The organism is Shinella sp. SUS2, assembly GCF_001262505.1.
In the GTDB taxonomy this organism is placed as follows: domain Bacteria; phylum Pseudomonadota; class Alphaproteobacteria; order Rhizobiales; family Rhizobiaceae; genus Shinella.
In genome coordinates this window covers 42,510-55,121 of sequence record NZ_KQ410727.1, presented here as the reverse complement: position 1 = coordinate 55,121, position 12,612 = coordinate 42,510, and the positions used below count along the sequence as shown (strand labels likewise).

Genomic DNA, 12,612 nt, shown 5'->3' with positions numbered 1-12,612 from the left:
TCACCCCCTCGCCCGGCCGATCCGCACGAGAATGCGGTAGGCCGAACCCGTCTCGTCGAAATTGCCGGCCCACTGGTGGCCACGCTTCGTCAGTTCGGGGAACAGGAACAGCGGCTCGCGGGACAGGAGCGCGAAGAGAACCTCTCCCGGCTCCAGCGTCTCGGCCGCTGCAAGGATACGGACCATGGGCTCGGGCGGGTCTAGGTCGCTGAGGTCGAGATGGAGGGAGGGATCGGGCCAGGCTTCCGGACGGTCCGCATCGCCGGAGGTTTCGACGGGCGCCGTCACCTGCTGCGGCGTGAAGAGGACCTCCCAATCGCCGCCCTCGATCTCATGGGCATCGTGGTCGAAACCGCGGCTTGCCATGACGCGGAACAGCGGTTGTGGGCGGAAGGTGGCGAAGAGCCGGAGCCCCTGCCCGGGGCCGAGCGACTGCACCGCCTCCATGATCGCCTGGAACGGCTCGCCGCCGCTTTCCAGGATCGGCCGCACATCGAGGGTCTTGGGGGCAGTGGCGTTTGAAACGTCGGACATCAGTTATCTCCTTGAAACAGGTAAAGGCAGGAAGAGATGGGGGCGCACCATGCCGGCCGGCACTCGCAGCGCCTGCGGCACGACACAAAGCCGGCGCGCGCGAATGAATTCTCCGATCAGCCCCAGCGTCGCTGCCAGTTGCACGAGGACCGCCCATCGGAAAGCACCGGAAGCCTCCGCGAAAAGTGCGAGCGTGGCCGCTGCAACCGCGCCGTAGTAGAACCAGAACAGGACACGCCCGCGCCGTTCATCGACAAGATCCTGCACGCGCGGCACCGGGGCACGGCCCAGCACCGGCCCATAGGCCTCCAACCATGTCAGGAAGGCGACGATCTTGTAGAGCTGGGCAAGCCCCAGCCCCGTCAGCCAGCCGAAGACGAAGAGGTAGACGGCCGCTGCAAGCCCCCCGCCCGCCCGGACGGCCGGCAGGTTGACGAGGGCGACGGACAGCACAAGTGCACCAAAGGCCGCGAATGTCGCCCGGATGTTCAGCTCCGCCTGCCTGCGCTTGCGCGTCCGGTAGAGATGCACGACATCGCCGCCATAGAGCAGCACCGCGGCAAGCGTCAGGAGGAGGGCGACGGCAAAGAGCACCGTCGCGCCGGGGGCGGCAACAAGGGCGACGGGAATGCCGGCCGCGACAAGCCCGATGGCAAGGCTTGCCGCCCACCAGACGATGCGGCTCGTCAGCCGCTCCGTCTCTGGCGCCAAAAGGAACATGGCAAGCAGTCGGTAGCTGACGCCGACCGCGGTAACGCTCAGCCAGCCGCCAAGGCCAAGCGCCGCATGCAGATCCACGCCATCGGCGACGAGCCGGACAAGCAAGAGATTGTCACTGGTGCCGGAAAGAGCCAACGTGAAGGCGAAGCCGGCAAGCGCCGCCCCAATGAGCGCCGCCAGCCCGACGGCGACGAAGCGCGCAGGTAGCGGCAAGGGCCGCGCCGCAAGAAGCGTGGCGGCCAGGATGGCGGCGAGAAGAACGAAACCGGCCAGCAGCAATCCGCCCCCCAACGGCAGAAGGGCAAGCGGCAGGTCGATGGCGCCGGACAGCGCCACGAAACCGCCGACCAGCGCGCAGAGCCCGGCGACAAGCAGCAGCAGAGCGGGCGCCGCAAACCGCCCGCCGACCAGCGGACGGGCGATCAGCACCGGCACGAATTGCAGGAGCGCGCCCGCCATCAGGAGGCTCAGCCAGCCGATGGCGAGGACATGCACGAGCACCAGGGTTTCCGGCGCACTGACGGCAGCGCCCGGATAACCGTAGCCCGCCAGCATCAGGCCCTGTCCCGCAACGAGCATCAGGCAGGCCAGGGCGAAATAGGACATGGTCCAGCGGGAGAGCGTTGCACCCTGCATGTGGTTTCCCTTTCGCCGTACACCGTCTGCCGCCTAGTGGTCCGAGCCGCAGCAGCAATCGCAGCCACGGTCCTCGATCCGGTCGATCTCGACGCGCCAGACCTCCGGCCCCTGTTCGAGATAGTCCCAGCCGAACTGCCCCGGAAAATTCGTCTCCAACTGGTAGTGCAGCGGCCGCGGGTCATGATCGCTGGTGATCAGTATCGATTTGCCCGGAAGCAGCGCGCCGAGCATGCCAAAAATCCGCGGATGACGCTCGCGCGGGGCAATGGTGCGGACATCGATGGAGGGCTTGGCCTGGTCGTCGTCTGACATGGTTTTCTGTTCCGTCCCGGCCGTTCCGAATCTCGTTCCGGAAGGCACGGCTCGACCGACCGGAACCAGCCGACGCTAACCCCGCGGCCGGCCCACCACTTTGACGTTGCGCAAACAATTCCGGAAATACGCGACCGCGATGCCCTGCTGCTTGGCTTTTCGCAAAGAAGCACTCCCGTCTGGCCCCTAGGCTCCTGCCACCATCCATTCCGGACAAAGGAAAGCGCCATGCAACAGGCCCTGATCGAAAAATACGGCGAAGCGCGGCTACCGCGCTATACGAGCTATCCGACGGCTCCGGGCTTTTCGCCTACGGTCGGTGCCGGCACCCACAGCGACTGGCTTGCCGCCATCAAGCCCGGCACCGATGCCTCGCTCTACCTGCACATCCCGTTCTGCCGCTCCATGTGCTGGTACTGCGGCTGTCACACGGCAATCACCCAGCGCGACGAACCGATTCTCGACTACATCGACATGCTCCGCAAGGAGATCGACCTCGTCTCCAGGACGGTCGGTGGTCGGCCGAACATCCGCCACGTCCACTTCGGCGGCGGCACGCCCACCATCATGCAGCCGGAGGAATTCCGCGACCTGATCGGCCTTCTGCGCGCCCGCTTCGCCTTCGCCGCCGGCGCGGAAATCGCCGTCGAGATCGACCCGCGCACCCTCACCGCCGAGATGGCGACGGCGCTCGGCGAGGCGGGCGTCACCCGCGCGAGCCTCGGCGTGCAGAGCTTCGACCCCGTCGTGCAGAAGGCGATCAACCGCATCCAGAGCGAGGCGCAGACGGCCGAAGCCGCAACAAGACTGCGCAAGGCCGGCATCACCGGCATCAATTTCGACCTCATCTACGGCCTGCCGCACCAGACGGTGGCTTCCTGCATCGAGACGGCCCAAGCGGCGATCCGCATGCGGCCGGAGCGTTTCGCCGTCTTCGGCTATGCGCATATCCCCTCCTTCAAGAAACACCAGCGGCTGATCGACGAACGGGCGCTGCCCGACGCCGCCATGCGCAGCGAGCAGGCCGAGGCGATCGCCGAAACGCTTGCCGGCACCGGTTATGTCCGTATCGGCCTCGACCACTATGCCCTGCCGGACGATAGCCTCGCCCTTGCCGCCAAGCGCGGCCGGCTACGCCGCAATTTCCAGGGCTATACGACGGATGCCTGCACCACCCTCATCGGCTTCGGCGCCTCGTCGATCGGTCGCACAGCGGACGGTTATGTGCAGAACGAGGTGCCGCCCGGCCTCTACGCCCAGCGCATCGCCTCCGGCCGCCTCGCCACCGCCAAGGGCTACCGGCTGACGGCGGAGGACCGGCTGCGCGCCGAGATCATCGAGCGCCTGATGTGCGATTTCCGCGTCGACGTGACGGGCATCGCCGCGCGGCACGGTTTCGACTCGGCCCCGCTTCTCGACGGCAATGCCCGGCTGGCGGCGCTGAAGGAGGATTGCGCGATCGATATCCGCGGCGGCACCGTCACCGTGCGACAGGACCATCGCTTCATCATCCGTGCGGTCGCCGCCGCCTTCGACGCCTATATCGACCAGTCGGCCCGCACGCACAGCAAAGCAGCTTGAGACAAAAAGGGCCCGGCATGGTGCGGCATGCCGGGCCCTTCCTCGCCGATCTTGCGCCTCTATCCGACAAGACCGCGATAAATCGCCGGCAGCGCCGCAGGCAGCCGGGCGATATTGCTGACGATGGCATAGCCGTTGCGGCCGAAGATCGCCGGCACATAGGCCTGTGCCTCCCGGTCGACCGTCACCCCGAACACGCTGACGCCGGTGCGTCGCGCCTCGTTCACCGCCCGGCGGCTGTCCTCCAGCGCGAAGCGGCCCTCATAGTGGTCGACGTCGTTCGGCTTGCCGTCGGTGAGCAGCAGGAGGAGCTTTCGGCGGTTCGGCTGCTCGCGCAGCTTTGCCGCCGCATGGCGGATCGCCGGGCCGATCCGGGTATAGAAGCCCGGCTTCAGCGCCGCGATGCGCGCCTCCACGGCGTGGTTCATCGTCTCGCCGAAATCCTTGACCGTCTCGACCCGCACCCAGGAGCGGCGGCGCGAGGTGAAGGTGAGGATCGAATGGCTGTCGCCACAGGCCGCAAGACCGTGCGCGAGAACCAGCAACGCCTCCTTCTCCACGTCGAGCACCCGGCGGTTGTCGAACCAGGCGTCCGTCGAAAGCGAGACATCGACGAGGATGGTGACGGCAAGATCATGCGCCTGCGGCCGGCTCATCAGGTGGATGCGGTCGCTGCCCTGTCCGCCGGCGGCAAGGTCGCACCGGGCGCGCACCACGGCGTCAAGGTCGAGTTCCACCCCGTCGAGCTGCGCGCGCAGCATTTCATGGCGCGGCCGCAGCACCTCGAACTGCCGGCGCACGCGGCGGATCAGGCTCTTCGTGTCCGCATCGGCCTCGGGCACGGCGGCCATATCCGGCGCCGGAGAGGCAACCACACGGCAATGATCCGGCAGATAGGTGCCCGTACGGAAATCCCATTCGGGATAGGTGTGTTCGCCAGTCAGGCGCGTACGGTCGAGCGCTTCCGGCGGCAGGTCGAGATCGAAATGGAAGCGGGCGGAAGGTCGGCCCTTGCGCTCGCCGAGCGTCATGTCGTCCAGCTCGTCGGCAGCACTCGAATCGTGGTCGTCGCTGTCATCGCCGGGACGGTCGACATTGACCATCTCCGCCATGGCGAGGATCTTCTCGAAGCGGTTGAGGATAAAGGGGCTGCGCTCGTTCTTACGGTTCTCGGCCTTTTCGCGCAGCGCGACATGGCGACCGGTCTCCGGCGTCTCGGGCGTGCCGCCCGTCGCGGGCTGATCCTCCTCGCCACGCCCCTCGCCCTCTTCGCGCAGAAGCGCATCCGGCCACAGCGGAACCGGCAGCATCGGCAGGTAGCCGGCCGGTGCGCGGTGCGGGAAGATGACCGGCAGCGTATCGTCCGCAAGACCGGCGCCCTTCCTCAGAAGGCTGAGGATACGGCTCTCCACATGCCGCTCGATGGAGGGCAGCGGCCGGCTGCGACGCGCGTCCAGCACGGCGGCCGAAAGCCGCCCGTAACGCCGCGCAAGACCCGGAAAGGCCAAGAGCACCGCCTTCACCGTCGCCTCCGCCCGCTGGAGAACAGCAAGGTCGCGCTGGAGCGGATCACTCTCCGTGACCGGATCCAGCGGCATCACCGCCATCGCCGCAGCGAGCCAGACATAGAGGTCCCGGTTAAGGCCGCGATCGGCGAAGAGGTCGATCGCGCCGGGCAGCATCAAGGCCGCATGGTCGCGGCCGGGCTGCACCAGCTTTTCCTCGCCGAGCCCCATACGCTGGCGCAACCGGAGGCGATGCGCCGAGGTGCGCCCCCGGGCGGGCGCGATCTGCACCGCCCCCTCGCCGCCGAAACCGCGGAAGCATACGGCGAGCACCGGCCGGACATCCTCCAGCCGCACGGCATGCTCCGGATAGCGCGGCCAGGTGCCGGTCTTGCCGACGAGCCGGTGCCAGGCCCGGCCGACCGTTTCCTCAAGCTCCAGGAAATCCAGCATGGCGGTTCCTCAGCGGATCATCGCATCGGCGATTTCAAGAAGGGCGACGCGGACATCCGGCTCGTCGGTCAGCGGCTCGACCATCGCCGCTCGCACCGCCTCGCGCATGGTCATGCCGCTGTCGATGAGGCAGGCGCAGTAGACGAGGAGACGGGTGGAAACGCCCTCTTCCAGGTCGTGACCCTTGAGAGCCCGCAGCCGATGCGCCAGTTCGACGAGCGGCGCGACCTGCGCTTCGTCCAGCCCGCTTTCCGTGGCGACGACGACGATTTCCTGGGGCTTCGGCAGAAAATCGAACTCGATGGCGACGAAGCGCTGGCGCGTGGAGGGTTTCAGCGCCTTCAGGAGATTCTGGTAACCGGGATTGTAGGAGACGACGAGCATGAAGCCGGACGGCGCCTCCAGTACCTCGCCGGTGCGCTCCAGCGGCAGGATGCGCCGGTCGTCGGTAAGCGGATGCAGCACGACGGCAACGTCCTTGCGCGCCTCGACGATCTCGTCGAGATAACACACGCCGCCCTGGCGCACCGCGCGGGTCAGGGGCCCGTCCACCCAGACCGTATCGCCACCCTTCAGCAGGTAGCGGCCAGTGAGGTCGGCGGCCGAAAGGTCGTCATGGCAGGAGACGGTGGAGAGCGGCAGGCCAAGCCTTGCCGCCATATGGCTGACGAAGCGGGTCTTGCCGCAGCCGGTCGGCCCCTTCAGGAGCAGCGGAAGCTGACGCGTCCAGGCCGTCTCGAACAGGGCGCATTCATTGCCGGAGGGGCTGTAGGCCGGGATCTCCGAAACGGGACGGGGCGTATCCTTGAGCAGGACGTTCATTCTGATCTCCAAGAAACTGTCGGGAAAAGGTGCCGGCCCCGTGGGATGACGGGACCGGCCAGCACTCACTCGGCCGGTTGGACCATGCGGGTGAGGCTGTCGCTACGCTCCCGGCCTGGCACGAGCACCGCCCAGATGAACATCAGCGCCGAGACGAGCACGACGACGCCCGAGCCGAGGCGGACCCAGTAGAACAGCGCAAGCTGGTCCTGGACGTCCATGAAGCCCTCGCCGAGCACGCGCTGCAGGTGGACCTGCACGACGCCGGCAAAGGTGAGCGCGAAGGTCATCACCGACATGGCCGTGCACATGATCCAGAAGCTGGCGATCGAGAGCCACTGGTTGAACGGCGCCCGGCCGCGGATCTCCGGGATCGCATAGGCCATCATGGCAAGGTTCAGCATGACATAGGCACCGAAGAAGGCGAGGTGCCCGTGCGCGGCGGTGACCTGCGTGCCGTGGGTGTAGTAGTTCACCGACGACAGCGTGTGCAGGAAGCCCCAGACACCCGCGCCGAAGAAGGCCATGACCGAGCAGCCGATCGACCACAGCAGCGCCGCCTTGTTCGGATGGTTGCGGCCGGCCTTCCAGGTCATCACGAAGGTGAAGATGACCATGGTGAAGAAGGGCGCCACTTCCAGCGTCGAGAACAGCGAGCCGATCCACTGCCAGTAGCCTGGCGCGCCGATCCAGTAGTAATGGTGACCCGTGCCGAGGATGCCCGAGAAGAGGGCGAGGCCGACGATGACATAGAGCCACTTTTCCACGACCTCGCGGTCGATGCCATTGAGCTTGATCATCAGGAAGGCGAGCACGGAGGCCATGATCAGCTCCCAGACACCCTCGACCCACAGGTGGATGACGTACCACCAGTACATCTTGTCGAGCGCGAGGTTGATCGGGTTGTAGAAAGCGAAGAGGAAGAAGAGGGCAAGGCCCCACAGGCCGAACAGCAGGATGTTGATGACCGTGGTCTTGCGACCCTTCAGCGCCGTCATGGTGATATTGAAGAGGAACATCAGCACGACGACGACGATACCGACCTTGGCGATGAAGGTCTGCTCGAGGAATTCGCGGCCCTCATGGATGCGGAACATGTAGCCGACGACCGTCAGCCCTGCCGCCACGAAGAACATCCAGAACTGGAGGACGGCGAGTTTGGGGCTGTAAAGCTCCGTCTCGGTCTCCTCCGGGATCATGTAGTAGGTCGCACCCATGAAGCCCATGAGCAACCAGACGACAAGCGCATTGGTGTGGATCATGCGCACGATGTTGAAGGGCAGAAGCTCGGACAGCACGTTCGGCAGCACGTAGATCGTGCCGGCCACGACGCCGAAGAGAACCTGGGCGAGGAAGAGGCCAAGCGCGCCGTAGAAGTACAGCATCGCGACCTTTTGCGTTTGATATTTCATCTTTTTTTCTCCTGAAACGCGTGTCGCTCAACCGGCGTCGTTCGGCGGCCAGTTCTGGGTCAAGATGCGGCTCGTCCATTCGAGGAAGTCGGCCAGATCGTTGAGTTCCTGTTCGGTGAGGTTGAACTGCGGCATCTGCCGCCGGCCTTCCGCCCCGCTCGGCTGCGCGGCCATCCAGGCTTTCAGCGCTTCGCGCGCACCTTCAGGGTCGTCGACGCCGCCGTAGCGCTTCCACACATTGCCGAGTTCGGGCGCGAAATAGGCGCCTTCACCCAGCAGCGTGTGGCAGTTGATACAGGCGTTCTTCTCCCAGACGTGCTTGCCGCGCGCCACGCTGTCGGTCAGCGTCGTCTCGTCGGTGGAGGTCGTTCGTATGAAATAGTGCGAGTGGGCCGTCAGCCCCACGAAGATCGCGAAGAAGAAGATGGACCCGCCATAGAAGACGTTGCGGGCCCCGGTCTTGGTAAGGCGCTCTGCCATCCCATGGTCCTTTCCTTGCCGGAAACCCCATGGCCCCGGCGAAAACCCCCGCCGACTTTCTGCCGGCGATCCCCTCGCCGACACTGCGGGACGTCTTCGTTCTAGCGGGAGGAAAAAAGCCTTCTTTGCGCATTGGCAAAGAGCCAGGCGGTTCGTCAGCCGATAAACGCGACGACGACCGAACGGGCAAGCGCCAGCGACAGAAGCAGCGCCGGCCAGGCGAGGAGGGCAGGCCGCAGTGCGCTGCGGCTGGTGCGCAATTCCATGAAATCGAGGATGACGAAACGGCCCTTGGCATAGGCCATGACCAGAACAGCGGCAATCGGCACGAGAAGGCCGCCGCTGAGGCCGCCCACAAGGGCGCCACCGACGGCGAGCGTCAGCAGCATGGCAAGGGTGGCGATGAACTGTTCGCGGGCCTGTCGGGTCATGGCGGTCTCAGGTGAGATAGACGATCGGGAACATCACGAGCCAGACCAGGTCGATCGCATGCCACAGCGTCGCGATCATCACGACATTGCCGCGCGACGGGCGCCAGGCGACGAGGAAGAGGACGACCGCGCCGAAGACGACATGCAGCAGATGAAAGCCGGTGACGAGAAAATAGAGTTCGGCCAGCGTGCCGGCTGCGCCGATGCCGGAGCGGACCTCGATCCCATATTCAGTGAGTTTCACCGCCGCGAAGACGAGGCCAAGGAGGCCTGCAAGGACGAGAGAACGGCGAACGCCCGAAAGGTCCGCGCCGCGGCGCACTGCCAGCGCCGCCTGCCAGCCGCTGAGGACGAGGAGAACCGTGTTGAGCGCGGCAAGGCCGGGATGGAGATGCGCCCGCAGGAGTGACGCATTTCCGACATCCACCAGCGTCAGCACCATGAAAGCGACGAGCAGCGCGCCGAAGGCCGCAAGTTCGCTCCACACCAGGATCCAGAGAAGAAGGCAATCGCCCTCCCCGCTCTCCGTCTCCGCAATCGCCGTGCGCATATCGTCCATTGTCGCCATGAGCCAGCCCTAGCTCATGAAGCCGCGGGCTTCTTTGCGCCGGCGCAAAGAGCGGCGATGCCGGGCGCCGCATGATGGCGGCAACAGAAAGGACCTTCCCATGACGGATGCACAGTTCGGTCTCCTCATCGCCGCTCCGATTATCGCCGGCTTCGCCCTGATGCTCTACCGCATGGGCGTGCTGCAGGGCGCGGGAACGCTCTCTGCCGTCAGTGCCTCAGTGGTCATCGCAGCCGTGCTCTTCTTCGGCCAGTAGGAGGCGGCGATGGACGAACCGACGCTCAACGCCGCCGACATCGGCCGGCTGGAAACGCTTCATCAGGCCCTGCTCGGTATCTGCCTGCGCCTTGAAGAGGCCGCAAGCGAGCCGGGCACCGCCAGTGAACTTCAGGCGCTTGCCGAGGCCATTCCACCCGCGCTCAAGGCCGTGCACGAGCTGGAAGAGCACCTGCTCTTTCCGGATTTCGATCGCCATGCCGGGTCCTGTTTCGCCGCCTTGGCGATTGAGCGCCTGAAGGCGGAACACCGCTGCGACCGGCTCGCAGCCGAGGAACTCGCGCTGACGCTGAAGGCCGTGGCCAACGGTCGTTGCGGACTGTCGCCCGAGACCGTGTCGCGCATGATAGGCGGCTTCCAGGAAAGCCTGCGCAGACATGTCTTCTCCGAACAGATGATCCTCGAAACGCTCCTCGCCGCCAAGGCGGAGGCACGCGACGTCTTCGCCTGACGGCCGTCAGTCCCGCCCCATCGCCGCGTTGCGCCCGCGCGAAACCCAGGCCGCGCCCTCCTGCCGGTGCAGGAAACCGTTCGAAAAGCGCACGCCGGGATAGACTTTTGCCAGGTCTACAATCGCCTCCTCGCCATCGATCCTGCCGTCGAGTACCGCGCGGTAAAGGCTCGCAACCTTCGCCATGTCGCAATCCTGCGGCGAGAGCCGCACGCGCGACAGGCCCGCCTCGACGAGCGGCGCAAGATCGTCGACAAGCACGACGCAGCTGTTCGACAGGGTCTGCACACCGTTCAGCACAAGGAAGGACTGACGATCGAGCGTGCGCAGCGGCAGGCCATCAGGCTCCTCGCCGCAGACGAACTGGCAGTTGTCCTTGGTCAGCCCCTTGGAGCGGGCATGGGCGCAGCGTGCGGAAATGGCAAGTGGCATGCGGCCGAAGGCGAAGACCTCGAAGGAGAAATCCGGCATGGCCTCCAGCATCTGCCGGATGGAGCCGGCGGGCAGCTCCGGCGGCAGACAGATGTTCTGCGCACCGCGGGCGGCAAGCGTGCGGGCCGTCGCCGCATTGTAGACATTGACCAGCGGGCCGATCGAATGCGGCCGGTCCTTGAGAAGGCCGAGCGCGGAAAGATCGTTCGCCTCCACCGGATGCAGGCTATCGGCGATCAGGTCGCGCACATGCCGGCTTTCGCGCGGCAGCGTCACCATGGCGAGCGTCGAGAGCGTCACGCGCTTGCCCGCCGCCTCCAGCCGCTCGATGACCTCGGCGACATGCGGCTCGCTGAAATGCTGGCGCTTGGAACAGACCGTCTCACCGAGTGTGACATGTTCCACCGCCGCCTCATCGGCTATACGGAAGTAGAAATCCCGCCATTTCGGTCCGTCCCAGAGGAAATAGACCGGCCCGAGGCTCAGCGCCGGTTTGCCTGTCGTCGCCATCATCGTCTCCTATCGCCAGCGTTTGTCATAAGCGCCCGTCGTCGTGCGCTGGCCCTCGCTCATCGCACGCAGCCGGGCGACAAGCGCGGCGCGCTCGCCGGACGATGCACCGAGCGCCTTCTTGAGCGACGACACCACCTCGGCGACATAGGCCTTGCCGCGCTGGCGCCCCTCGATCTTCAGCGCCGAGACGCCGGCCTCCCGCAGCGCGTCGATCTCGTCGATGACATCGAGCGAGACGGGATCTTCGAAGGCGTAGCCCTCGACATCGCCGATCTCGAAACGCCCCTTGCAGAGCGTCGGATAGCCCGACGCTTCGTCAGGACCGAAGCGGTTGATCGTGTAGGCGCCGAGCTCGGAGACGAGGTCCGCGCCGTCCTGCCGGTAGCGCACATGGCTCGCCGGCGAGCAGACGCCGTTCATGTTGGGTGATTTTCCCGTCGCATAGGAGGAAAGCGAGCATCGCCCCTCCGCCATGACACAGAGCCCGCCGAAGGCGAAGACCTCGACCTCGCAGTCGATCTGGCGCGTCAGCCGAGCGATGTCCTGCACGGTCAAAACGCGCGGCAGCACGACACGCTTTGCCCCGAAGGCCTCGACAAGAAAGCGGATCGCCTCCGGGTTCGAGGCGGAGGCCTGTACGGAAACGTGCAGCCGCTGGTCCGGATATTTTTCCGCCACATAGGCCATCAGACCGAAATCGGCGAGGATCAGCGCATCGGCACCCATCGCCACCGCGTCATCGGCGGCCGAATACCACAGCGCCTCGTCACCCGCGCGCATGAAGGTGTTGAGCGCGACGAAGGTCTCAACATGCTTGCAGCGGGCGAGCGTGATCGACTGGCGCAACTCCTCGCGGCTGAAATTGAGGCCCGGGAAGTTGCGGGCATTGGTCTCGTCGCGAAAGCCGCAATAGACGGCATCGGCACCGGCCTCCACCGCCTCACGGAAGGCGGCGGGGGTGCCAGCGGGGCAGATCAGTTCCATGTCGCGTCCCTTCCTTCGAGCGCCTTGCTGCGAATGTAGCGCGCCGTGCCGGCGATGAGCGGCGACAGCGGGCCGGCCAGCGCACCGAGTTCGCGCGGCAGGTCGATGGCGCTGTCGTCGAGTGCGTTGCGCAGCGCCAGCATCGCCTCCATGTCTCCGGTGACCGAAAGGTCGCGCGAGAAGAACAGCGCATCGGCATCGCAGCGACCTTCGAGCAGGCCGAGAAGCAGCACCAGCGGCCCCTCGATGCGCGCATCGACCAGCGGAGCCGCGCCGCGCGAGACGGCCAGCGCCTTCATGGCAGGCACGACAGTGAAATGCAGCGGCAGATCGACCGGCGAGAATCCGTAGCGGGTCTGGCGATACTCACCAAGTCGTTCGAAGAGATCGGGATGGGCCTTCAGCACACCGGAAAACAGGTGGCGCGCCACCCGTTCTACGAGCCAGAGAGGCGCAAGATCGACCGGTTTGACGAGAAGGGGCGGAAGCGATGGCATGC

The 12,612-nt window shown here is 65.9% G+C and carries 15 protein-coding genes; 3 read left to right on the top strand and 12 right to left on the bottom strand.

Going from position 1 to position 12,612, the window contains the following annotated elements; genetic code table 11:
* From AKG11_RS08905 to AKG11_RS08895, 3 genes are read right to left on the bottom strand one after another with little or no spacing between them, the layout of a single operon-like run.
* Nucleotides 1-534 (bottom strand): DUF2249 domain-containing protein, encoded by a 534-nt coding sequence (locus AKG11_RS08905; protein ID WP_050743640.1) that lies wholly within the window; start codon nucleotides 532-534, stop codon nucleotides 1-3.
* Between the two features lie 3 nt (nucleotides 535-537).
* Complete coding sequence (locus AKG11_RS08900; protein WP_050743639.1) at nucleotides 538-1,890, bottom strand: hypothetical protein; 1,353 nt, start codon at nucleotides 1,888-1,890, stop codon at nucleotides 538-540.
* Between the two features lie 33 nt (nucleotides 1,891-1,923).
* Entirely contained in the window at nucleotides 1,924-2,205 is a 282-nt protein-coding gene (locus AKG11_RS08895) for a DUF2249 domain-containing protein (RefSeq protein ID WP_050743638.1), read from the bottom strand.
* A gap of 228 nt (nucleotides 2,206-2,433) precedes the next feature.
* Between AKG11_RS08895 and hemN the strand changes: the two genes are divergently transcribed.
* Complete coding sequence (gene hemN, locus AKG11_RS08890; protein ID WP_050743637.1) at nucleotides 2,434-3,786, top strand: oxygen-independent coproporphyrinogen III oxidase; 1,353 nt, start codon at nucleotides 2,434-2,436, stop codon at nucleotides 3,784-3,786.
* 59 nt (nucleotides 3,787-3,845) lie between these two features.
* Here hemN and AKG11_RS08885 read toward each other — a convergent pair whose 3' ends face one another.
* The 6 genes from AKG11_RS08885 to AKG11_RS08860 form a co-directional block, all read right to left on the bottom strand.
* Nucleotides 3,846-5,744, bottom strand: a complete 1,899-nt coding sequence (locus AKG11_RS08885; protein WP_050743636.1) for a nitric oxide reductase activation protein NorD — start codon at nucleotides 5,742-5,744, stop codon at nucleotides 3,846-3,848.
* Between the two features lie 9 nt (nucleotides 5,745-5,753).
* A complete protein-coding gene (locus tag AKG11_RS08880) occupies nucleotides 5,754-6,566 on the bottom strand; it encodes a CbbQ/NirQ/NorQ/GpvN family protein (protein ID WP_050743635.1) in 813 nt (270 codons plus the stop codon).
* A gap of 65 nt (nucleotides 6,567-6,631) precedes the next feature.
* The gene (locus AKG11_RS08875) at nucleotides 6,632-7,978 is read right to left on the bottom strand and encodes a nitric-oxide reductase large subunit (protein WP_050743634.1); all 1,347 of its coding nucleotides are present in this window, start codon (nucleotides 7,976-7,978) and stop codon (nucleotides 6,632-6,634) included.
* Nucleotides 7,979-8,005: 27 nt separating this feature from the next.
* Nucleotides 8,006-8,458, bottom strand: coding sequence for a c-type cytochrome (locus AKG11_RS08870; protein ID WP_023514992.1), 453 nt, complete (start codon nucleotides 8,456-8,458; stop codon nucleotides 8,006-8,008).
* 155 nt (nucleotides 8,459-8,613) lie between these two features.
* Nucleotides 8,614-8,889: a cytochrome C oxidase subunit IV family protein gene (locus tag AKG11_RS08865; protein WP_050743633.1), complete on the bottom strand. Its 276-nt coding sequence runs from the start codon at nucleotides 8,887-8,889 to the stop codon at nucleotides 8,614-8,616.
* Between the two features lie 7 nt (nucleotides 8,890-8,896).
* A complete protein-coding gene (locus AKG11_RS08860; RefSeq protein ID WP_088016427.1) occupies nucleotides 8,897-9,448 on the bottom strand; it encodes a cytochrome c oxidase subunit 3 in 552 nt (183 codons plus the stop codon).
* 109 nt (nucleotides 9,449-9,557) lie between these two features.
* On the opposite strand from AKG11_RS08860, the gene AKG11_RS35110 reads away from it, so the two are divergent.
* A complete protein-coding gene (locus tag AKG11_RS35110) occupies nucleotides 9,558-9,713 on the top strand; it encodes a hypothetical protein (RefSeq protein ID WP_088016419.1) in 156 nt (51 codons plus the stop codon).
* Nucleotides 9,714-9,722: 9 nt separating this feature from the next.
* A complete protein-coding gene (locus AKG11_RS08855; RefSeq protein ID WP_050743631.1) occupies nucleotides 9,723-10,184 on the top strand; it encodes a hemerythrin domain-containing protein in 462 nt (153 codons plus the stop codon).
* A gap of 6 nt (nucleotides 10,185-10,190) precedes the next feature.
* Here the strand turns inward: AKG11_RS08855 and AKG11_RS08850 are convergent, their stop codons facing one another.
* Genes AKG11_RS08850 through AKG11_RS08840 form a run of 3 tightly spaced genes read right to left on the bottom strand, consistent with a single transcriptional unit; the run spans nucleotide 10,191 to nucleotide 12,610 of the window.
* On the bottom strand, nucleotides 10,191-11,126 hold the full coding sequence (locus tag AKG11_RS08850) for a ubiquinone anaerobic biosynthesis protein UbiV (RefSeq protein ID WP_050743630.1): 936 nt from the start codon (nucleotides 11,124-11,126) through the stop codon (nucleotides 10,191-10,193).
* Nucleotides 11,127-11,135: 9 nt separating this feature from the next.
* Nucleotides 11,136-12,113, bottom strand: a complete 978-nt coding sequence (locus AKG11_RS08845; RefSeq protein ID WP_050743629.1) for a ubiquinone anaerobic biosynthesis protein UbiU — start codon at nucleotides 12,111-12,113, stop codon at nucleotides 11,136-11,138.
* Nucleotides 12,104-12,610: a ubiquinone anaerobic biosynthesis accessory factor UbiT gene (locus AKG11_RS08840; protein ID WP_023514985.1), complete on the bottom strand. Its 507-nt coding sequence runs from the start codon at nucleotides 12,608-12,610 to the stop codon at nucleotides 12,104-12,106. Before AKG11_RS08840 ends, AKG11_RS08845 begins: the two co-directional genes overlap by 10 nt.
* Nucleotides 12,611-12,612: the final 2 nt, after the last annotated feature.

Bases quoted from the DNA above. Each gene is read 5' to 3' on its own strand.
- AKG11_RS08905 (WP_050743640.1), bottom strand. From the start codon at position 534: ATGTCCGACGTTTCAAACGCCACTGCCCCCAAGACCCTCGATGTGCGG.
- AKG11_RS08900 (WP_050743639.1), bottom strand. From the start codon at position 1,890: ATGCAGGGTGCAACGCTCTCCCGCTGGACCATGTCCTATTTCGCCCTG.
- AKG11_RS08895 (WP_050743638.1), bottom strand. From the start codon at position 2,205: ATGTCAGACGACGACCAGGCCAAGCCCTCCATCGATGTCCGCACCATT.
- hemN (WP_050743637.1), top strand. From the start codon at position 2,434: ATGCAACAGGCCCTGATCGAAAAATACGGCGAAGCGCGGCTACCGCGC.
- AKG11_RS08885 (WP_050743636.1), bottom strand. From the start codon at position 5,744: ATGCTGGATTTCCTGGAGCTTGAGGAAACGGTCGGCCGGGCCTGGCAC.
- AKG11_RS08880 (WP_050743635.1), bottom strand. From the start codon at position 6,566: ATGAACGTCCTGCTCAAGGATACGCCCCGTCCCGTTTCGGAGATCCCG.
- AKG11_RS08875 (WP_050743634.1), bottom strand. From the start codon at position 7,978: ATGAAATATCAAACGCAAAAGGTCGCGATGCTGTACTTCTACGGCGCG.
- AKG11_RS08870 (WP_023514992.1), bottom strand. From the start codon at position 8,458: ATGGCAGAGCGCCTTACCAAGACCGGGGCCCGCAACGTCTTCTATGGC.
- AKG11_RS08865 (WP_050743633.1), bottom strand. From the start codon at position 8,889: ATGACCCGACAGGCCCGCGAACAGTTCATCGCCACCCTTGCCATGCTG.
- AKG11_RS08860 (WP_088016427.1), bottom strand. From the start codon at position 9,448: ATGGACGATATGCGCACGGCGATTGCGGAGACGGAGAGCGGGGAGGGC.
- AKG11_RS35110 (WP_088016419.1), top strand. From the start codon at position 9,558: ATGACGGATGCACAGTTCGGTCTCCTCATCGCCGCTCCGATTATCGCC.
- AKG11_RS08855 (WP_050743631.1), top strand. From the start codon at position 9,723: ATGGACGAACCGACGCTCAACGCCGCCGACATCGGCCGGCTGGAAACG.
- AKG11_RS08850 (WP_050743630.1), bottom strand. From the start codon at position 11,126: ATGGCGACGACAGGCAAACCGGCGCTGAGCCTCGGGCCGGTCTATTTC.
- AKG11_RS08845 (WP_050743629.1), bottom strand. From the start codon at position 12,113: ATGGAACTGATCTGCCCCGCTGGCACCCCCGCCGCCTTCCGTGAGGCG.
- AKG11_RS08840 (WP_023514985.1), bottom strand. From the start codon at position 12,610: ATGCCATCGCTTCCGCCCCTTCTCGTCAAACCGGTCGATCTTGCGCCT.